Annotated in this window: 14 protein-coding genes and 2 pseudogenes; 14 read left to right on the top strand and 2 right to left on the bottom strand. The window is 71.7% G+C overall.

Going from position 1 to position 20,182, the window contains the following annotated elements:
* Positions 1-511 precede the first annotated feature (511 nt).
* On the bottom strand, positions 512-3,151 hold the full coding sequence (locus AB0447_RS25260; protein WP_366479024.1) for a YfhO family protein: 2,640 nt from the start codon (positions 3,149-3,151) through the stop codon (positions 512-514).
* Positions 3,152-3,387: 236 nt separating this feature from the next.
* Here AB0447_RS25260 and AB0447_RS25255 point away from each other — a divergent pair, with 236 nt between their 5' ends.
* On the top strand, positions 3,388-4,533 hold the full coding sequence (locus AB0447_RS25255; RefSeq protein WP_366479023.1) for an ATP-binding protein: 1,146 nt from the start codon (positions 3,388-3,390) through the stop codon (positions 4,531-4,533).
* A 203-nt stretch (positions 4,534-4,736) separates the two neighbouring features.
* Here AB0447_RS25255 and AB0447_RS25250 read toward each other — a convergent pair.
* Positions 4,737-5,158, bottom strand: a pseudogene (locus AB0447_RS25250) (rod shape-determining protein); the annotation flags it as partial.
* A gap of 117 nt (positions 5,159-5,275) precedes the next feature.
* Between AB0447_RS25250 and AB0447_RS25245 the strand changes: the two are divergent.
* From AB0447_RS25245 to AB0447_RS25185, 13 genes and pseudogenes are all read left to right on the top strand, one after another.
* On the top strand, positions 5,276-6,799 hold the full coding sequence (locus AB0447_RS25245) for a Mur ligase family protein (RefSeq protein WP_366479021.1): 1,524 nt from the start codon (positions 5,276-5,278) through the stop codon (positions 6,797-6,799).
* Between the two features lie 2 nt (positions 6,800-6,801).
* Positions 6,802-7,140 carry a DUF4233 domain-containing protein gene (locus AB0447_RS25240; protein WP_366479020.1) on the top strand — a complete coding sequence of 113 codons (339 nt, stop codon included), beginning with the start codon at positions 6,802-6,804 and terminating at the stop codon, positions 7,138-7,140.
* Positions 7,141-7,243: 103 nt separating this feature from the next.
* Positions 7,244-7,654 (top strand): nucleoside-diphosphate kinase, encoded by a 411-nt coding sequence (ndk, locus tag AB0447_RS25235; protein WP_366479019.1) that lies wholly within the window; start codon positions 7,244-7,246, stop codon positions 7,652-7,654.
* Between the two features lie 333 nt (positions 7,655-7,987).
* The gene (locus tag AB0447_RS25230; protein WP_125647420.1) at positions 7,988-9,007 is read left to right on the top strand and encodes a rod shape-determining protein; all 1,020 of its coding nucleotides are present in this window, start codon (positions 7,988-7,990) and stop codon (positions 9,005-9,007) included.
* A 187-nt stretch (positions 9,008-9,194) separates the two neighbouring features.
* Positions 9,195-10,145, top strand: a complete 951-nt coding sequence (gene mreC / locus AB0447_RS25225) for a rod shape-determining protein MreC (protein ID WP_366479018.1) — start codon at positions 9,195-9,197, stop codon at positions 10,143-10,145.
* 3 nt (positions 10,146-10,148) lie between these two features.
* Positions 10,149-10,841 (top strand): rod shape-determining protein MreD, encoded by a 693-nt coding sequence (gene mreD / locus AB0447_RS25220; RefSeq protein ID WP_366479017.1) that lies wholly within the window; start codon positions 10,149-10,151, stop codon positions 10,839-10,841.
* A 16-nt stretch (positions 10,842-10,857) separates the two neighbouring features.
* Positions 10,858-13,026: a penicillin-binding protein 2 gene (gene mrdA / locus AB0447_RS25215; protein ID WP_366479016.1), complete on the top strand. Its 2,169-nt coding sequence runs from the start codon at positions 10,858-10,860 to the stop codon at positions 13,024-13,026.
* Positions 13,027-13,033: 7 nt separating this feature from the next.
* Complete coding sequence (gene rodA / locus AB0447_RS25210) at positions 13,034-14,233, top strand: rod shape-determining protein RodA (protein WP_366479033.1); 1,200 nt, start codon at positions 13,034-13,036, stop codon at positions 14,231-14,233.
* 80 nt (positions 14,234-14,313) lie between these two features.
* The gene (locus AB0447_RS25205) at positions 14,314-15,840 is read left to right on the top strand and encodes a CYTH and CHAD domain-containing protein (RefSeq protein WP_366479015.1); all 1,527 of its coding nucleotides are present in this window, start codon (positions 14,314-14,316) and stop codon (positions 15,838-15,840) included.
* Between the two features lie 36 nt (positions 15,841-15,876).
* Entirely contained in the window at positions 15,877-17,799 is a 1,923-nt protein-coding gene (locus AB0447_RS25200) for a TIGR03960 family B12-binding radical SAM protein (protein WP_366479014.1), read from the top strand.
* A gap of 89 nt (positions 17,800-17,888) precedes the next feature.
* Positions 17,889-18,944, top strand: coding sequence for a hypothetical protein (locus tag AB0447_RS25195; RefSeq protein ID WP_366479013.1), 1,056 nt, complete (start codon positions 17,889-17,891; stop codon positions 18,942-18,944).
* A 73-nt stretch (positions 18,945-19,017) separates the two neighbouring features.
* Positions 19,018-19,806 (top strand): TIGR03936 family radical SAM-associated protein, encoded by a 789-nt coding sequence (locus tag AB0447_RS25190; protein WP_366479012.1) that lies wholly within the window; start codon positions 19,018-19,020, stop codon positions 19,804-19,806.
* 7 nt (positions 19,807-19,813) lie between these two features.
* Positions 19,814-20,182, top strand: a pseudogene (locus AB0447_RS25185) (hypothetical protein); the annotation flags it as partial.

The following is a 20,182-nucleotide window of genomic DNA, read 5'->3' as shown; positions in this document are numbered from 1 at the left end:
CCGGCGTTTGAGGAGCGGGGTCTGGGGCGGAGCCCCAAGCCTCCCGGCCCCGCCGGGGGTACCCCCCAGCCCCGCCGGCGTTTGAGGTGCGGGTCCGGGCAGCGCCCGGTTTCGGGAAGGGGCGGGGTGGGGGAAAGCTCCGCGCAGCGGCCGCTTGTCGGGTGCGGCGCCGTTGCCGGGGGCCGGCCCCCGGGCCCCCGCGCCTCAATCGCCGGCGGGGCTGGAAGTGCCGTTGCGCGGCAGCGCAGCCAGCAGGTGCCCGGCGGGGGAGGTGCCCGGTCGGGTGCGGCGCCGTTGCCGGGGGCCAGCCCCCGGACCCCCGCGCCTCAAACGCCGGCAGGGCTGGAAGTGCCGGCCGGGGGCCAGTCCCGGGCCCCGCGCCTCAAACGCCGGCAGGGCTGGAAGTGCCGGCCGGGGGCCAGTCCCGGGCCCCGCGCCTCAAACGCCGGCGGGGCTGGAAGTGCCAGCCGGGGGCCAGTCCCGGACCCCCGCGCCTCAATCGCCGGCGGGGCTAAGTGCCGTTGCGCGGCAGCGCAGCCGCACGGGGGCGGGCGGGGGTGGAGCTTCGGGCCGCGGTCAGGCGGCGGCGGGCTGTGGGGTGGAGGAGGGCGCCGGCCAGGGCCAGGGAGCCGAGGGCCGTGCCTGCCAGGCCTGCCTTCAGGCCCGGCGGGGTGTACGCGCAGGACACCCGGTCCGCGCCCCCGCCGAGCGGGATGCCCAGCAGGCCCTGGTACGAGACCGGCTCCCGCGACGGACCCCCGTCGACCGAGCAGGTCCACCCCTGCGGCGCAGTGGTCGCAACCACCGCAGTACCGGTCGAGCCCTTCGGCAGCTCCGCCTCGATCGAGTGCCCCCCGGTCCCCACCGACACCGCCCCGGTCGCCTTCAGCTGCGCCACCCGCGCGTCCAGCGCCCCCGCGTCCAGACAGCCCAGCGCATCCCCCGGCAGCACCTGCCCGTCCTTCCCGGCCCGGACCGCGAAGGAGAACCGTCCGTCCGCCGGCACCGGGGCCAGTTCCTTCATGCCGGCGCTGACCAGCGGCGGATCCCCGAGGAAGCCCTGCTTCGGGCCGTTCTCGCCGCGTACGACCCCGTACAGGCCCGGCGCGTACAGGAAGGCCCGGGCGCCCGGCGTGCAGCGGGCGGTGAAGGTGGTCCACTGGTCCAGGCCCTCACCCTGGGCCTTGCGCAACGTGAAGCCGGAGCCGGTGCGCTCTCCCGCCGGCCCGCCCGCGTGCGCGAGCGCCGGCACGGTGTAGACCTTCGCCCCCAGCGCCGCCTGCTGCCGCGCCCAGACGGACCCGGCCGGTGCCCCGTACGCCCGGTCGCTGCCCGGCTCCCGTACGGTGACCAGCGGCGGCGCGGCCGTCGTACGGACCGTCACCCGGTCCTTGCCCGCCGGCTCCAGCACCGCGCCGATGCCGAGCAGGGCCTGCAGCACCGGGTCCTGGGCGGTCAGCAGGTGCCGGCCGCCCATCCGGTATCCGAGGCCGAGGTCGCGCAGCCCGGTCGCCGTCTCCACGCTGACGTAGCTGCTGTAGTACGACCCGCCCTGCCCGCCGACCAGCATCGAGTCGTTGTTGGTGACGAACACCCCGGCGCCGGGGTCGGTGCGCCCGGCCGGCCAGGCGTCCTGCCGGGCCAGTGCCGCCCGCGCGTGTTCGCCGAGCTCGGTCATGGTCTGGGCGCGGGCCGGCCCGCGGTGCCGCGGGTCGTGCAGGACGGCGATGCCGTAGACGGCGTACGCGGTGCTGCCGAACACCGATGCGGCGAGCAGGCCGACCACGGCGATCCGGGCCGGGCGCCGCAGCCCCCGCGCGTACAGGACCAGCAGGGCGGTGACGGCGGCCCCGCCGAGCAGGGCCAGGGTCAGCGCGTAGTCGTTGACCGGCTGGAGGTCGTACGTGAGTAGGACCAGGACGCCGAGCAGTCCGGCCCCGCCGAGCAGCGCCCGCGGCCGGGGCATGTGGGCGAGGCAGATCCAGGCGGCCATCACCATGAGGCCGCTGAGCACGAAGGACTCCCGGAACGGGGCCCCGTGGGGGAGGGTCATGCCCTGCCACAGCTTCGCCGTCGGTGTGATCACGAAGGAGGCGGCGGTGAGCAGCAGCAGGACGCTCCAGCCCGCCCGTTCCTTGACCCGGACCTTCGACTGGAAGGGCAGGGTCAGCACGAGCAGCAGGGCGAGGATGCCCGCGAACACGTTGGGAGCGGGGTACTTGGGCAGGGTGCCGGGCAGCAGCATGGCCAGGTAGGTGAGCGGTTCGGTGGCCACGCTGACCACGAACCGGTCGGTGGGCTGTGACTGGGCGTTGGCCAGCCCGCACACCAGGACGGCGGGGGCGGCCAGCAGCAGTCCGGTGCCGGTCATGGTGCCGGCCCGCCACAGCACCCGGCCGCGGGTGCGCCAGTCGGTGTCGGCGAGCAGCAGGCGCAGGGAGAGGACCAGCGCGGCCGCGATGGTGGCCATGGCAGCGGTGTAGAAGTTGGCGAACCAGCACAGGGCGACGGCGAGGCTGCCGAGCACCCAGCGGCGGCCGGTCAGCGCCCAGTCGGCGGCTATGCCGAGCAGCGGCAGGGCGACCAGGCCCCAGGTCCACATGGGGACGACGGTGCCTTCGACCACCCCCCAGCCGCAGACGGCGTAACCGGTGGCGAGCAGGGCCCGCAGCCAGGGCGAGCCGGGGCGCAGCCGGCCGAGGAAGACGGTCATCAGGGCGGCGGCCAGTCCCATGCTGAACAGGCTGACCAGGAAGACGGAGAACTCGGTGTGCTCGCGCGGGAACAGCCCGGTGAGCCAGGAGAAAGGATTCGTCAGATAGGTGAGGAAGTCCCCGAGGAAGCCGACGCCGTAGCCGCTCTGCCAGTTGAAGAACAGGTCGCCCTGCGCGGTGCCGTGCTGCAGGTCCCACAGGTAGGTGTGGAACGGCACGTACTGGTGCCGCAGGTCGTTGACGGCGCGCGGAGCCGGCCCGAACGGGTAGGTGCCGTGCGCCGCGAGCCCGGCCGCGTAGGCGGCCATGGAGAGGAGTGCCGCCGCGAGCGGGGCCAGAGGCCTGTGGAGGTTCCGGCCGCCCGCGGTGTTCGCGGACCGCGGTCGGCGGCCTGCCGCCGGGCGTGCGGAAGCAGGCGTGGTCGAAGCAGTGGTCATGAGTGAGAAACCCGAGCCCTTGAGTGTTGCGTCCCCCCGGCCGCCCAGTTCAAGGGCCGTCGGCTACTCGCATCCTATGTATTCCGTCAGAAAATCCGATGACCGGAGACTGAAACGATCAGGAACAGTACGGTCAGGTCGCCGGCTCGGTCCGACATGTCCCGAGTGCCGTATATCACTTGTTTCGGGCGCTCTGTCGAGCGGATCCGCGGTGCGGACCACGGATGATGGGAGGCATGCACGTCAAGCCCGTCGCCGCGCTCCATCGGGCCGCGGCCACCGGTCGCCGGCTCGCCGAAAGCCGGTCCGGGTCGCCCCGAGCGCTCGACGTGCTCACCGCGCTGAGCTGCCTCGCGCTCATGGCCCTTGACCTCCCCGGGCTCGCCGCCGCCGACAACTCCCTCACCGGCCCGATGGCCGCCGTGGTCCTCGCCCTCGGCGCCGCCACCCTGCTGCTCCGCCGCCGGATGCCCTGGCTGTCCCTCGCCGTCGCCCTGCTCTTCATCGGCTGGCTGCACGAACTGACGCTCATCCAGTTCGCCCTGTACTCGGTGGGCCGTTACCGCGGCCGGCGCTCAGGCATCCTCGCCACCCTCGGATACGTCGCCTTCGCGCTGGTCCTGTTCACGGTGCCCGGGTGGCCCCTCGACCGGGCCGAGAACCTGAGCTCCTTCCTCAGCCCGGTCGTCCCCCTCGGCGTCCTCGCCTCCGCCGTCGGCATCGCCGCGTACCGGCAGGACCTGGTCAGGGAACTCGACGCCCGCCGCGCCGAATCGGCCGTGCTGCAAGCCGTCCAGCAGGAACGCACCTTCGTCGCCCGCGACGTCCACGACTTCGTCGGCCGCGAACTCACCCTGCTGACCGTGCGCTCCGAGGTGCTGTCCCTGCGGGCCCGCGACACCGCCCACGCCAAGGACTTCGAGGAACTCGCCGACACCGCGCGCCGCGCCCACCTCGTCCTCAACGAGATCATCGTGCAGCGCGGCGAGCGGACCGCCACCCCCGGCGTGGACGGCCTGCCGGCCCTCGCCGACGAGAGCCGCCGGGCCGGATCCCCGGTACGCCTCTCCATGGACCCGGAGGTGCACGCGCTGTCCCCGCTCCGGCAGGCCGCGGTGTACCGGGTGGTCCAGGAGTGCCTCACCAATGCGGCGAAGCACGCCCGCGGCCAGACGATCGAGGTGTCCATCGCCACGGACGGCCCCCACCTGCGCATCGCCGTCCGCAACGCGCTGCCGGACCGTACGCCGGGCCGGGCCCCGGTCTCGACGGGATCGGGTACGGCCAGCATGTCCGAACGCGTCCGCAGCCTCGGCGGCACCCTGACGGCCACGCGCACGGACGACTCGTACACCGTGGCCGCGACCCTGCCCCGGGGGTAGCCGCGGTCCGGCCGAAGCCTGCACGGGCGAGTGAGCCGAAGGGGTGCGCCCGGGGAACAGGCCCGAGCGCGCGGAGGAAGCGGGAGGAACGAGCGCTCCAGCTCCGGCCGCTCCAGCTCCGGCCGCTCCAGCTCCGGCCGCTCCAGCTCCGGCCGCTCCAGCTCCGGCCGCTCCAGCTCCGGCCGCTCCAGCTCCGGCCGGTCCGGCACCGGCCAGGCCGAGCCGATGGCCACCTTTGCGTCCTCCGCGCTGCGCTCCCCGATCAGCAGCGCGTGTTCCCTGCGCACGTGGTCCATGATCGCCGCGTCCAGCGGTCCCCGCCGACCCGCAGCGACTGCGAGGTGACGATCCCGCCCAGGGAGATCACCGCGACCTCGGTGGTGCCGCCGCCGATGTCCACCACCATCGAGCCCCGGGGCTCCGCCACCGGCAGCCCCGCCCCGATCGCGGCCGCCATCGGCTCCTCGATCAGGTGCACCGTCTTCGTGCCGGCCTTGACGGCGACCACGGACGGCTCATTCAGGACGATTCCGTGCCCCCGCGCGTAGACCAGGGTGTTCGCGGTGCCCAGGTCTATCCCGATGTCGCGGCTGGACGCTGTCTCGTTGGTGCTGGTCTGCGGCATTTGTTCCCCGATCTCCTGTCCGCAAGGTTTGCATAACGATCAGGCCGCCCTTTCGGCCGAAGGTCCCCAACCGCCCGGGCCGAAAGTCCCGGCCGCCCCCGTCCGTAGACTGGTCGTGTGAGTGAGCAGCAGCCCGAGCCCAGCGACCGCCGGTCCGAGAAGTTCGACGAGTTCGACGAGATCGTCGCGGAAGAGACCGACCGCGACCCCGACCTGGCGGTGATCGAGGCCGGCAGTCGCACCCTGCGCGCCCAGGCCGGCCCGCCGCAGGGTGACCCGGTGCCGTCCCGGCCCGTCGACCCCGAGGTCGCCAAGGCGCTCCACGAGGTGGAGCAGGAGCTGGCGTCCCGCTGGGGCGAGACCAAGCTGGAGCCGTCCGTCGGGCGCATCGCCGCCCTGATGGACGTGCTCGGCGAACCCCAGCGCGCGTACCCCGCCATCCATGTCACCGGCACCAACGGCAAGACCAGCACGGCCCGGATGATCGAGGCCCTGCTGAACGGCTTCGAGCTCCGCACCGGCCGCTACACCAGCCCGCACGTCCAGTCCGTCACCGAGCGGATCAGCCTGGACGGACAGCCGATCAGCGCCGAGCGGTTCATCGAGACGTACCAGGACATCAAGCCGTACGTGGAGATGGTCGACGCGGCCGAGGACTACCGGCTGTCCTTCTTCGAGGTGCTCACGGGCATGGCGTACGCGGCCTTCGCGGACGCGCCGGTGGACGCCGCGGTGGTCGAGGTCGGCATGGGCGGCAGCTGGGACGCCACCAACGTGATCGACGGCACGGTCGCGGTGATCACCCCGATCAGCCTGGACCACACCGACCGGCTGGGCTCCACGCCGGGCGAGATCGCCGAGGAGAAGGGCGGCATCATCAAGCAGGACGCCACCGTCATCCTCGCGCAGCAGCCGGCCGACGCGGCCCAGGTGCTGCTGAAGAAGGCCGTCGAGGTGGACGCGACGGTGGCCCGCGCCGGCATGGAGTTCGGCGTGGTCTCCCGCGAGGTCGCGGTCGGCGGCCAGCAGCTCACCCTGCGCGGCCTCGGCGGCGAGTACGAGGGCATCTTCCTGCCCCTGTACGGCGCCCACATGGCGCAGAACGCGGCGGTGGCGCTGGCCGCGGTGGAGGCCTTCTTCGGGATCGGCGCGGAGCACGCGCGGACGCTGGACGTGGACACGGTCCGCAAGGCCTTCGCCACCGTGACCTCGCCCGGCCGGATGGAGGTCGTCCGGCGCAGCCCGACCGTCGTTCTGGACGCGGCCCACAACCCGGCCGGCGCGGCGGTCACCGCCGAGGCGATCACCGAGTCCTTCGGCTTCAGCCGGCTGATCGGCGTGGTCGGCACCAGCGAGGGCAAGGACGTCCGGGGTGTCCTGGAGGCGTTCGAGCCGATCTTCGCGGAGGTCGTGATCACCGCGAACGCCACCCACCGGGCTCTGGACGCGGACGAGCTGGCCGCCGTAGCGGTGGAGGTCTTCGGGGCCGACCGGGTGCAGGTGGAGCCGCGGCTGGACGACGCCCTGGAGGCGGCGATCACCCTGGCGGAGGAAGAAGCCGAGTACGGAGGGGCCGGGGTCCTGGTGACCGGTTCCGTGATGACGGTGGGCGAAGCCCGCCTGCTGCTGAAGAGGGGCTGAGTGTGCGTACCCTGTGCGCCTCGACGTTGATCGCCGAGTTCTTCGTCGTGGGCTTCGCGGGCCTGGTGGCCATGAAGGACCCGGACCTCACCCAGGTGCAGGTCTGGACGGTCTGCGGCGTCGTGATGCTGCTGTCCGTGCTCCTCTGCGGGATGCTGTCCCGCCGCGGGGCCGTCCAGGTCGGCTGGGCGCTGCAGATCGGCCTGGTCCTGAGCGGCTTCGTGGTCCCGATGATGTTCATCCTGGGCGCGCTCTTCGCGGTGCTGTGGTGGTGCTCGGTGCGCTACGGCCAGCGGGTGGACGCCATCAAGGCGAAGTGGGCGGCCGAGGCCGAAGCCTGACCCTCCCGGGGGCCCGGGGCCCCCGGGCCCTGCGGGCCCGACGGCTGCACGCTTCCCTGTAGCCTCGTACGACCGCACCCGTTTGCCGCAAGGAGTCTCACCCATGTCCCAGCGCACGCTCGTCATCCTCAAGCCCGACGCCGTCCGTCGCGGCCTGATCGGCGAGATCATCGGCCGTATCGAGCGCAAGGCCGGCTGGACCATCCCCGCGATGGAGCTGCGCAGCCTGGACCAGGAGACCCTGGAGGCCCACTACGGCGAGCACAAGGGCAAGCCGTTCTACGAGCCGCTGATGGGCTTCATGGCGAGCGGCCCCGTGGTCGTCCTCGTCGTCGAGGGCGAACGCGCGATCGAGGGCGTGCGCCAGCTGGCCGGTCCGACCGACCCGATCGCCGCCGCGCCCGGCTCGATCCGCGGGGACTTCGGGACCATCGTGCGGGAGAACCTCATCCACGCGTCCGACTCCGAGGAGTCCGCCGAGCGCGAGCTGAAGCTGTTCTTCCCCGCGCTCTGACGGCTCGTGTGCCGGAGCAACCGGAAGCACTCCTCACTGACGTAACATCAGCCGAATAGCGCTCATGACCTGGGGCGACCGAAGTAATTTCGGTCGCCCTTCGGTATTCCCGCCCCCCACCGGGAACGCATGGGCAGGACACGACGTCACACCTAAGGGGTGCCGGTCGTGCCCGGTGACCGTTCCGGCGGCGCCACCGGAGTCCCGTCGCGCGATGTGCCGGCATGCGGCACTACGATGGGGCCTCCACCCACACACCCACCTCGCCGACCTGACAGCAGCCGCTATCAACTGGAAGGCCAGACGCTCCTCATGGGGAACAAGGGGAACTCAATGTCGTTCATCGGCCGTGACATGGCTGTCGACCTCGGGACCGCCAACACGCTGGTGTACGTGAGGGGCCGGGGGATCGTCCTGAACGAGCCTTCCGTCGTCGCCATCAACACGAACACCGGTGGCATCCTGGCGGTCGGTTCCGAGGCGAAGAAGATGATCGGCCGGACGCCCGGCAACATCGTCGCCGTACGCCCCCTCAAAGACGGCGTGATCGCCGACTTCGAGATCACCGAGCGCATGCTGCGCTACTTCATCCTGAAGATCCACAAGCGCCGTTACCTGGCCCGCCCGCGCGTCGTGGTCTGCGTCCCCTCCGGCATCACCGGGGTCGAGCGCCGCGCCGTCATCGAGGCGTCCACCCAGGCCGGCGCCCGACAGGTGCACATCATCGAGGAGCCCATGGCCGCGGCCATCGGCTCCGGCCTGCCCGTCCACGAGGCCACCGGCAACATGGTCGTGGACATCGGCGGCGGCACCACCGAGGTCGCCGTCATCTCCCTCGGCGGAATCGTCACGGCGCAGTCCATCCGGGTGGCCGGCGACGAGCTCGACAACGCGATCATCCAGCACATCAAGAAGGAGTACTCGCTCCTCCTCGGTGAGCGGACCGCCGAACAGATCAAGATCACCATCGGGTCGGCCTACGACCTCGACAAGGACGAGCACACCGAGATCCGCGGCCGCGACCTGGTCTCCGGTCTCCCCAAGACGGTCGTCATCTCGGCCGCCGAGGTGCGCAAGGCCATCGAGGAGCCGGTCAACGCCATCGTCGACGCCGTCAAGACCACCCTCGACAAGTGCCCGCCGGAGCTCTCCGGCGACATCATGGACCGCGGCATCGTCCTCACCGGCGGCGGCGCCCTCCTCCGCGGCCTCGACGAACGGCTGCGCCGGGAGACCGGCATGCCCATCCACATCGCCGAGGACCCGCTCGACTCCGTCGCACTCGGATCCGGCAAGTGCGTAGAGGAGTTCGAAGCACTCCAGCAGGTCCTGGACGCCCAGCCCCGGCGGTAGCCCTGCAGTAAACGTTTCCCCTCCTCGTTCAGGGGACACGCGGAACACAAGGATCCGCCGTACGGGTGCTGCCGCTCCCGTGCGGCGGATCGTTGATATACAGGCAACTGAAGTCCGGTGCGAGCACCGGCTCCACTGGAGCCGGCTGCGCCGGCACGGATCACAAGGGAAGGCACGGCCGCCGCACGTGAGGGACACACGAGAGAGCCGGCTGCTCCTGGTACTGCTGGTCGCCATCGCGTTCGCGTTGATCACGGTGGACATCCGGGCAGGCGAGGAGTCGCCGGTCGACGGTGCCCGGCAGGCCGCCGCCGCGGTCTTCGGCCCGGTGGAAAAGGGCGTCGCGACCGCGGTCGACCCGGTCGCCAACGCCATAGGGGCGGTACGCGACTCCGGGAGCCGCCACAGCCGCATCAGCGTGCTGGAACGCGAGAACGCGGCCCTGAAGGTCAAGCTCGGCAGCGAGGACATCAACCGCAGCCGGCTGCAGCAGTTCGACACCATGCTCAAGCGGGCCGGCGCCGGCCAGTACGGCATCAAGGGCGCCGAGGTCATCGCCATAGGAGCGGGCCAGGGCTTCTCCTGGACCGTCACCATCGACGCGGGCAGCAAGGACGGCATCGAGCGCGACATGACCGTCCTCAACGGCGACGGCCTCGTCGGCCGCGTCACCACCGTCGGCCCGGACACGGCCACCGTGCTCCTCGCCAACGACCCCGGCTTCACCGTCGGCACCCGCCTGGAGAAGACCGGCGAACTCGGCTTCGCCACCGGCCAGGGAGACCGCGCCCTGGCCGTGCAGATGCTCAACGGCAAGGCCAAGGTCAGCCCCGGCGACCGCCTCGTCACCTTCGGCTCCCGCGCCAACAAGCCCTTCGTGCCCGGCGTCCCGCTCGGCGAGGTCGTCCGCGTCGACCCGTCCAACGGAGGCCTCACCCGGACCGTGCACATCCGGCCCTTCGTCGGCTTCACCCGCCTCGACATCGTCGGCGTGGTCGTGGTGCCGCCCCGCGAGGACCCGCGCGACGCCGTCCTGCCACCCAAGCCGGAGCCCCCGAAGCCCATCCCGACGGTCACCGTCACCGTCACGCCCTCGCCGCGCGCGTCCGGCCGGCCGGCGGACGAGGAGGAGAGCTGACCCATGCCCTTCAACCGGATCCTGCTCTCGTCCACCCTCGTCGTGGTCGCCCTCGTCGTCCAGGTCACCGTCCTCGGCCGACTCCAACTGCCCGGAGCCGTCCCCGACCTGATGCTGCTCACGGTGGTCGCCCTGTCCCTGGTGTACGGGCCGACCTCCGGCGCCCTGCTCGGCTTCGGCGCCGGGCTCCTCGCCGACCTGGCCCCGCCCGCCGAGCACGCCGCCGGGCGCTACGCCCTGGTGCTCTGCGTCATCGGCTACGCGGTCGGGCTGGTCCGCCCCGACAACGGACGCTTCCGCTCCGCCTGGGGCCCGATGCTCACCGTGGTCGGCGCGGCGCTCGGCTCCACCCTGCTGTACGCCGGGGTGGGCGCCCTCGTCGGCGACACCGCCGGCCAGGTGGACCTCTCCACGATGCTGTTCACCGCGGCCCTCTACGACCTGCTGCTGGCGCCCTTCACCGTGCCCTTCATCATGGCGCTGGCCCGGCGCGCCGAGAACGACCCGATGGCCGTGGAGGCGGGCGGCGGACCGCCGCAGGGCACCGACGTGTCCTCCGGCTGGCTGTCCGGCGGCACCGGACTGCGGATCGGCAGCCAGCGCGGCGGCCTGCGTCTGAGAACGGCCCGCAGCCGCGCCAACCGGGCCGGCCGGATAAAGGGCGTCAAGGGCGTGAAGAGCGTCAAGAAGCTGTGACGGGGGAGCAGGACGCATGACCAACATTCCGGAGACCGGCCGCACCCCCCGGGTGCAGATCCGGCTCGTCATCATCCAGGTACTCGTCTTCTCCCTGCTGCTCACGCTCGGCGGCCGCCTCTGGTACCTGCAGATCCGCAACGGCCACGAGTACGCCGACGAGGCGAAGAACAACCACGTCCAGCGGGTCGTCCAGCCCGCCGTCCGCGGCTCCGTCCTGGACGCCCGCGGTGTGCCCCTGGCCGACAACGAGACCCGCCTGGTCGTCTCCGCGTCCCGCACCGAGCTGATGAAGATAAAGGACAGGGGCAAGGCCGTCCTGACCCGCCTCGCCGGGGTCCTCGACATGAAGCCGCAGGACGTCATGGACAAGGTCCGGCTCTGCGACTCCCAGACCCCCAAGCCCTGCTGGAACGGCTCCCCGTACCAGCCGATCCCGGTCACCCTCGAAGCCACCACCCAGCAGGCCCTCCAGATCCGCGAGCGCCCCGAGGACTTCCCCGGCATCACCGCCGAACCCACCGCGGTACGCCGCTACCCCGCGCTCGGCGGGGCCCGCACCGCGCAGGTGCTCGGCTACCTCTCGCCGGTCACCGACGAGGAGATCCAGAAGGCCAAGAACACCGACTCGCCGCACCTGCGCTCCGACCAGGTCGGCCGCTCCGGAATCGAGCGCACGTACGACAAGGAGCTGCGCGGCAAGGCGCAGGTCACCTCGTACGAGGTCGACAACCTCGGCCGGGTCATGGGCGAGACGAAGTCCGACCCGGGTGTGGCCGGATCCACCCTCGTCACCAGCATCGACGCCCGGGTCCAGTCCGTCGCCGAGTACGAGCTCCACCAGGCGATGAAGACGGTCCGTCAGGAGACCGACAAGATCACCGGCCGCAAGTACGCGGCCGACGCGGGCGCCGTCGTCGTCCTGGAGTCCAAGACCGGCCGCGTCGTCGCGATGGCCTCGCAGCCCGACTACGACCCCAACGCCTGGGTCGGCGGCATCTCCGGAGCGGACTACGCCCGGCTCACCAGCGAGAAGTCCAACTACCCGCTGCTCAACCGGGCCATCCAGGGCCAGGCCCCCGCGGGCTCCATCTTCAAGGTGGTGTCGGCGAGCGCGGCCGTGCGGGCCGGCTACCCCTTCGACAGCAAGTACAACTGCAGTGCCTCCTACAACATGGGCGGCCGCAGCTTCGCGAACTTCGAGTCGAAGGGGCACGGCCCCATCTCCCTCGGCGACGCCCTCAAGTTCTCCTGCAACACCGTCTTCTACGCCCTCGGGCACAAGGAGTGGCACCGCGACGGCGGCCTCGAGCCCAAGAAGGACGCCCACGACTGGTTCTACCGGACCGCCCGTGAGTTCGGACTCGGCTCCGAGACCGGGATCGACCTGCCGAACGAGGTCACCGGCCGCATCCCCGACCGCCAGTGGAAGAAGGACTTCTGGAAGGCCAACAAGGACGCCTGGTGCAAGCAGGGCAAGAAGGGCGGCACCTACGTCGAGCAGATCGCCTACGAGAGCTGCCTCGAAGGCAACCAGCTGAAGGCCTTCGACAGCATCAACTTCGCCATCGGCCAGGGCGACGTCCTCGTCACCCCCATCCAGATGGCCACCGCCTACGCCGCAATCAGCAACGGCGGCACCCTCTTCAACCCCACCGTCGGCAAGGCCGTGGTCAGCCCCGACGGCAAGGTCCAGGAGATCAAGCCCAAGGCCCACGGCAGGCTGCCGATCGACGCCAAGACCGTCAGCAACCTCGACAAGGGCCTGCGCTCCGTCGTCGAGCCCGGCGGCACCGCCGCCTGGCGGTTCATCGGCTGGCCGCAGGACAAGATCCCGATGCGGGCCAAGACGGGCACCGCCCAGGTCTACGGCAAGCAGACCACCTCGTGGCTGGCGACCTACACCGACGACTTCACGATCGTGATGACGATCTCCCAGGGCGGCACCGGCTCCGGCGCCTCGGGTCCCGCCGTGCGCAACATCTACAACGCGATGTACGGCCTCACCATGTCCGGCAAGCAGGACCTCGGCAAGGCCCTGCTGCCCAGGCCGGAGGCGAAACTGCCCCCCATCCAGCCCGACGGCACCATCCAGCCCCCCGAGATCAGGCCGTACGTGCCCCCGTCCCCGGAGGAGCTGGCGCCGCCCGCGCTCGCCGGCCCGCCGCCCCTGAAACACGACTGAGCCGATGATGCAGACCGCGAACAAGTTCTCCGTATCCCGGTACGCGCCCCAGAAGGGCCCGCTCGCCCGGCTGACGGCCCGTGACTCGGTCGTGCGCCGGCTCGACTGGCCGATACTGCTGTCCGCCCTCGCGCTGTCGCTGATCGGTGCCGTGCTGGTGTGGTCCGCGACCCGCAACCGCGACACGCTCAACCAGGGCGACCCGCAGTACTTCCTCTGGCGCCACCTGCTCAACACCGGCATCGGCCTGGTGCTGATGATCGGGACGGTCTGGCTCGGCCACCGCACCCTGCGCGGGGCCGTGCCGGTCCTGTACGGCCTCTCGCTCGTGCTGGTCGCGGCCGTGCTCACCCCGCTCGGCGCCACCATCAACGGCGCCCACGCCTGGATCGTCATCGGCGGCGGCTTCTCGCTCCAGCCCTCGGAGTTCGTGAAGGTCACGATCATCCTGGTGATGGCGATGCTGCTGGCGGCCCGGGTGGACGCGGGCGACCTGGAGCATCCCGAGCACCGGACCGTGGTCAAGGCGCTGTGCCTGGCCGCCGCGCCCATGGGCATCGTGATGCTGATGCCCGACCTGGGGTCGGTGATGGTGATGGTCGTGATCGTGCTGGGGGTGCTGCTGGCCTCCGGCGCCTCCAACCGGTGGGTGCTCGGGCTCATCGGCTCGGGGACGGTCGGCGCGATCCTGGTCTGGCAGCTGGGCGTGCTCGACGAGTACCAGATCAACCGCTTCGCCGCCTTCGCCAACCCCGAGCTGGACCCCTCGGGCGCGGGCTACAACACCAACCAGGCGCGGATCGCGATCGGCGGCGGCGGCCTGATGGGCTCCGGCCTGTTCAAGGGCCCGCAGACCACCGGACAGTTCGTGCCCGAGCAGCAGACCGACTTCGTGTTCACGGTGGCGGGGGAGGAGCTGGGCTTCGTCGGCGGCCTGGTCATCCTCGGGCTGCTCGGCGTGGTGCTGTGGCGGGCCTGCCTGATCGCCCGGGAGACCACCGAGCTGTACGGGACGATCGTGGCTGCCGGGATCATCGCCTGGTTCGCCTTCCAGTCCTTCGAGAACATCGGGATGAACCTGGGGATCATGCCGGTGGCGGGCCTTCCGCTGCCGTTCGTGTCCTACGGCGGCTCCTCCATGTTCGCGGTCTGGGTGGCGGTCGGCCTGCTCCAGTCGATCAGGGTCCAACGACCGTTGTCGGCCTGATCGACGATCGATCAGGCCGACAGGCCGAGAATCTTCCGTTTACCTTCACGCCGTGATCCGTTCAGGACTAAGTTCGGTTTATGGCGGACACGAAGCGCGAGATCGAGCGGAAATTCGAGTTCACTAAGGCCAAGGCGGCCCGGCGCGGGGTCCCGGACCTCACCGGCACGGGCCGGATCGCGGACGTCCGGGACCGGGGCAGCGTCGACCTCGACGCCGTCTACTACGACACCCCCGACCAGCGGCTCGCCGCCGACGGCCTGACCCTGCGCCGCCGGACCGGCGGCGAGGACGCCGGCTGGCACCTCAAACTGCCCGTCGCCCCCGGCGTCCGCGACGAGGTCCGGGCCGCCCTCAGCGACACCCTGCCCCCACCCCTCGCCCAACTGGTCCGATCCAGGGTCCGCGACAGCAGCCTCGAACCCCAGGTCCGGCTGCTGTCCTCGCGCAAGGTCAGCCACCTCCTCGACGCCGACGGAACCCTCCTCGCCGAACTCAGCACCGACGAGGTCACCGCCGAACGCGCGGACACCTCCGTGTCCTGGACCGAGGTCGAGGTCGAACTCGCCGACGGCGTCGACCCCGCCCTCCTCGACGCCGTCGAGAAGTCGTTCCGCAAGGCCGGACTCAAGGTCTCCGACGCCCCCTCCAAACTGGCCCGCGCCCTCGCCGAGACCGGAAACGAGCCCCCCGCCCGCCCCGACCCCGACCCCGCCGACACCTCGGCCGGCGCCTACGTCCTCGCGTACCTCCGCGAACAGCTCGACGCCCTCATCGCCCAGGACCCCGCCGTACGCCGCAACCAGCCCGACTCCGTCCACCAGATGCGGGTCGCCTCCCGCCGGCTGCGCAGCGCCTTCAAGAGCTACCGCCGCATCCTGGACCGGGACGTCACCGACCCCATCGGCGAGGAACTCCGCTGGCTGGGCTCCGAACTCGGCGTCGACCGCGACCGCGAAGTCCTCCTCGACCGCTTCGAGACCGCCCTCGGCGACCTCCCGCGCGACACCCTCATCGGCCCCGTCCGCGGCCGCCTGCGCACCTGGAACGCCGCCCGCCGCTCCGGCTCCCGCCGCCGCGCCCTCGCCGTCCTCGACAGCGCCCGCCACCTCACCCTGCTCAACACCCTCGAGGCCCTGCTCGCCGACCCGCCCCTGCTCCCGGGCGCCGCGAAACCCGCCGCCAAGGCCTTCCCCAAGGCGATCCTGCGCGACTACGACCGCCTCGCCACCCGGATCGACACCGCCCTGGAGCTGCCCCCCGGCGAGGAACGCGACCTCGCCCTGCACGAGGCCCGCAAGGCAGCCAAACGCGCCCGCTACGCCGCCGACGCCGCCGTCCCCGCCCTCGGCAAACCCGCCAAGCGCATGTCCAAGGCCATGAAATCCGTCCAGACCCTGCTCGGCGACCACCAGGACAGCGTGGTCGCCCGCACCGCGCTGCGCGACCTGGCGGGCCAGGCCCACGCCGCCGGCGAATCCGCCTTCACCTGGGGAGTGCTCCACGCCCGCGAAGAAGCCCGCGCCGAGCTGCGGCAACGCGAACTGCCCGAGGCCTGGGCGGAGGCGGCAGCGGAAAAGGCGCACCTGGGCATCGGGGTACGCTAGAGAGTCGCCCCCTGCCCGCTTCACGAAAGTCGCGTGATGTCCGAGTCGGTCTTCCCACAGCTCGAAGCTCTGCTCCCGCATGTGCAGAAGCCCATCCAGTACGTCGGCGGTGAGCTCAACTCCACCGTCAAGCCCTGGGAAAGCTGTGACGTCCGCTGGGCGCTCATGTACCCGGACGCGTACGAGGTCGGCCTGCCCAACCAGGGCGTCATGATCCTGTACGAGGTACTCAACGAGCGCGAAGGCGTGCTCGCCGAGCGCACCTACAGCGTGTGGCCGGACCTGGAAGCGCTGATGCGCGAGCACGGCGTGCCCCAGTTCACCGTCGACTCGCACCGCCCGGTCTCCGCCTTCGACGTGTTCGGCCTGTCCTTCTCCACGGAGCTGGGCTACACCAACATGCTCACGGCCCTGGACCTGGCGGGCATCCCGCTGCTGTCCAAGGACCGCACGGTCGACCACCCGATCGTCCTGGCCGGCGGCCACGCCGCCTTCAACCCCGAGCCGATCGCCGGGTTCATCGACGCCGCGGTCATCGGCGACGGCGAGCAGGCCGTCCTCGACATGACCGAGATCATCCGCGGCTGGAAGGCCGAGGGCCGCCCGGGCGGGCGCGAGGAAGTCCTGCTGCGCCTCGCCAAGACCGGCAACATCTACATCCCCGGCTTCTACGACGTCGAGTACCTGCCGGACGGCCGCATCGGCCGGGTCGTCCCCAACCGCTCCGGCGTGCCGTGGCGCGTGTCCAAGCACACCGTCATGGACCTCGACGAGTGGCCCTACCCCAAGCAGCCGCTGGTCCCGCTCGCCGAGACCGTCCACGAGCGGATGTCGGTGGAGATCTTCCGCGGCTGCACCCGCGGCTGCCGTTTCTGCCAGGCCGGCATGATCACGCGCCCCGTGCGGGAGCGAAGCATCACCGGCATCGGCGAAATGGTCGAGAAGGGTCTCAAGGCCACCGGCTTCGAGGAGGTCGGCCTGCTCTCCCTGTCCTCCGCGGACCACACGGAGATCGCCGACATCGCCAAGGGCCTGGCCGACCGCTACGAGGAAGACAAGATCGGCCTCTCGCTGCCCTCGACCCGGGTGGACGCCTTCAACGTCGACCTGGCCAACGAGCTGACCCGCAACGGCCGCCGGTCCGGCCTCACCTTCGCCCCCGAGGGCGGCTCCGAGCGCATGCGCAAGGTCATCAACAAGATGGTCTCGGAGGAGGACCTGATCCGTACGGTCGCCACGGCCTACGGCAACGGCTGGCGCCAGGTGAAGCTCTACTTCATGTGCGGCCTGCCCACCGAGACCGACGAGGACGTCCTCCAGATCGGCGACATGGCGGTCAACGTGATCGCCAAGGGCCGCGAGGTCTCCGGCCAGAACGACATCCGCTGCACGGTCTCCATCGGCGGCTTCGTCCCCAAGCCCCACACCCCCTTCCAGTGGGCCCCGCAGCTCTCGGCGGAGGAGACGGACGCCCGTCTGGAGAAGCTCCGGGACAAGATCCGCGGCGACAAGAAGTACGGCCGCTCCATCGGCTTCCGCTACCACGACGGCAAGCCGGGCATCGTCGAGGGCCTGCTCTCCCGCGGTGACCGCCGGATCGGCGACGTCATCCGCGCGGTGTACGAGGACGGCGGCCGCTTCGACGGCTGGCGCGAGCACTTCTCGTACGACCGCTGGATGCGGGCGGCCGAGAAGGCGCTGCCCGCGTACGGCGTGGACGTCGCCTGGTACACCACCCGCGAGCGCACCTACGAGGAGGTCCTGCCCTGGGACCACCTGGACTCCGGCCTGGACAAGGACTGGCTCTGGGAGGACTGGCAGGACGCCCTCGACGAGACCGAGGTCGAGGACTGCCGCTGGACCCCGTGCTTCGACTGCGGCGTCTGCCCGCAGATGCAGACCGAGATCCAGATCGGCCCCACCGGCAAGAAGCTGCTGCCGCTGTCCGTCGTCAAGTAGTCCGCCGGTCCGCAGGCCGCGAGGACTCGTTGAGGTCACGAAGGCCCCCCACCCGCAACGGTGGGGGGCCTTCGCGCGTCATCAACGGCATGGAAGAAGGCCTGCTCGTCCGCGCCGTACGCATCCCGGTCAAAGTCGTCGCCGTCCTCGTGGTCCTGCCGTTCCGCCTCGTGTGGGACCTGCTCGTCGCGGGCGGCCGCATGGCACACCGGCGCGTGCTGCGCCCCCTGTACGACCATGTGCTCGCCCCGGTGGGCCGGGCGCTGGCGTGGCTGGCCCTCGTCCTGCTGAAACTGCTGTTCGTCTGGCCGTGGGTCGGGCTGTGGCGGTACCTGCTGGTCCCGGTGGGGCGGGCCCTCGGCTGGGCGGCCGTCGCCTCCTACACCTACCTGCTCGCCCCGGTGGGCCGCTTCTTCCACCGCTTCCTGCTGCGGCCGGTCGGACTCGCCGCGGCCTGGATCGGAGTCGCGTTCTGGACCCGGCTGGTCCTCCCCCTGGGGCGGGCCGCGGGCTGGACCGGCACCCAGCTGTGGACCCGGCTGCTCCGGCCGGTCCTCGGCCTGCTCCTCCTGCTGCTGTTCGTGTGGCCCTGGCGGTACCTGCTCGTCCCGGCCGGACACGCGCTGACCTGGCTGTGGCAGCGGATCCTCCTTCCTGCCGCCGTGGTCCTGCTCAAGCTGCTGTTCGTCTGGCCGTGGGTGGGGTTGTGGCGCTACCTGCTGGTGCCGCTCGGCATGGCGGCCGGCTGGCTCGGCCGGCAGATCCTCCACTATGTGCTGCACCCCCTGTACCGGTACGTCCTCACCCCGCTGGGGCACCTCCTGCTCTGGGCCTGGCACGTGGCCGGACGGATCCTGCGGGTCCTGTGGCGGGCCGTGAAATGGATCGGCTGGGTGACCGTCGGATGGCCCGCCGCCCAGGTGTACCGACACGTCCTCACCCCGGCCGGGCACGCCGCCCGCGCCACCTGGCGGGCGGTGCGGTCCGCCGTCCGCGAGGCCCGCGCCGAGGTCCGCCGGGCCCTGTTCGGTACCCGGCCCGTGGAACCGGCGAGGTCACGGGCGCGTACTCTGGGTAGTACGACAGCCGTAGGCGCGGCCCCGGAGCCGCCCCAGCTGCGAAAGACGTCACAGGGCGGAGCCTGAGCGCTCGCGCCCCGCACAAGGAGAAGAACCACTGGGCAAGCGACAGCCCGAAGGCCCGCCGCCCGCACCGGCGGTGCAGCGCATCCGACTGCGCTACACCAAGCGCGGCCGCCTCCGGTTCACCAGCCACCGAGACTTCCAGCGTGCCTTCGAGCGGGCCCTGCGCCGCGCCGAGGTGCCGATGGCCTACTCGGCCGGCTTCACCCCGCACCCGAAGGTCTCGTACGCCAACGCCGCTCCGACGGGCACCGGCAGCGAGGCCGAATACCTGGAGATCGCCCTCACCGAAACCCGCGACCCGCAGAAGCTCCGCGAGCTCCTCGACGAGTCGCTGCCCGCCGGCCTCGACATCACCGATGCCGTGGAGGCCCGCACCTCGGGCCTCGCCGACCGGCTGACCGCCTCCATCTGGGAGCTGCGGCTGGAAGGAGTGGAGACCGCCGAGGCCGAACGCGCCACCGCCGCCTTCCTCGGGGCGGAGACCGTGGAGGTCCAGCGACGGACCAAGAACGGCATGCGCACCTTCGACACGCGCGGCGCCGTGGTGAGCCTCGAGGCGCACCCCGCCCCGTCCGACCCGGCTGATAGGCCGCAGGACAATGCCTGTGCGATACTGCGGCTGGTTGTTCGGCACGTGACACCTGCCGTCCGACCCGACGACGTCCTGTCCGGTCTCCGAGCTGTGGCCGACCTGGCGCCGCCGGTCCCCGCAGCGGTGACCAGGCTGGCGCAGGGGCTCTTCGACGAGGAGTCCGGCACGGTGACCGACCCGCTCGCGCCCGACCGCGAGGCTGTCACGGCCGCCCCACCCACGGCCGCCGTAGCCGCCGCCGCGAAGGCGCCGGAAGGTCCCGCCGCGTAAGGACGCGTTGTCGCGCAGCCCTGGCACTCGGGAGCCACCTGGGTCGGGCCGCGCACTGACCTGAAGACTTCCGCCAGGCCGTACGCACAACACGTACGGAACCGGCGGCCATGGACCTACAGCTCCCGTGAGGCGAACGCGCCCCGGAGGCCGGTTCCGCGCACAACACGCGGAGCCGAGCCGGACCGGATGTCAGCCGCGGCGCCCGGGAGCGTGACGGGAGAACCGCCCGCATGCTCAACAACGAAACCGAGAACCCCGCCGCCGGTGCAGACAGCCCCAGCGACAACCTGCCGCCCCGCCGGCGCCGCCGCGCGGCGTCCCGGCCGGCCGGCCCGCCGGGAGCGACGGCCGCGGCCGTAGAGGCCGCCCCCGC

The sequence above is a fragment of the Streptomyces sp. NPDC051211 genome (assembly GCF_040689505.1).
In the GTDB taxonomy this organism is placed as follows: domain Bacteria; phylum Actinomycetota; class Actinomycetes; order Streptomycetales; family Streptomycetaceae; genus Streptomyces.
The sequence above is the reverse complement of the archived record's forward strand: the minus strand, read 5'-3'. Positions and strand labels throughout refer to the sequence as shown.

Excerpts from the sequence above, each read along its gene's own strand:
- AB0447_RS25260 (WP_366479024.1), bottom strand. The coding sequence starts at position 3,151 with ATGACCACTGCTTCGACCACGCCTGCTTCCGCACGCCCGGCGGCAGGC.
- AB0447_RS25255 (WP_366479023.1), top strand. The coding sequence starts at position 3,388 with ATGCACGTCAAGCCCGTCGCCGCGCTCCATCGGGCCGCGGCCACCGGT.
- ndk (WP_366479019.1), top strand. The coding sequence starts at position 7,244 with ATGTCCCAGCGCACGCTCGTCATCCTCAAGCCCGACGCCGTCCGTCGC.
- AB0447_RS25230 (WP_125647420.1), top strand. The coding sequence starts at position 7,988 with ATGTCGTTCATCGGCCGTGACATGGCTGTCGACCTCGGGACCGCCAAC.
- mreD (WP_366479017.1), top strand. The coding sequence starts at position 10,149 with ATGCCCTTCAACCGGATCCTGCTCTCGTCCACCCTCGTCGTGGTCGCC.
- mrdA (WP_366479016.1), top strand. The coding sequence starts at position 10,858 with ATGACCAACATTCCGGAGACCGGCCGCACCCCCCGGGTGCAGATCCGG.
- rodA (WP_366479033.1), top strand. The coding sequence starts at position 13,034 with ATGCAGACCGCGAACAAGTTCTCCGTATCCCGGTACGCGCCCCAGAAG.
- AB0447_RS25205 (WP_366479015.1), top strand. The coding sequence starts at position 14,314 with ATGGCGGACACGAAGCGCGAGATCGAGCGGAAATTCGAGTTCACTAAG.
- AB0447_RS25200 (WP_366479014.1), top strand. The coding sequence starts at position 15,877 with ATGTCCGAGTCGGTCTTCCCACAGCTCGAAGCTCTGCTCCCGCATGTG.
- AB0447_RS25195 (WP_366479013.1), top strand. The coding sequence starts at position 17,889 with ATGGAAGAAGGCCTGCTCGTCCGCGCCGTACGCATCCCGGTCAAAGTC.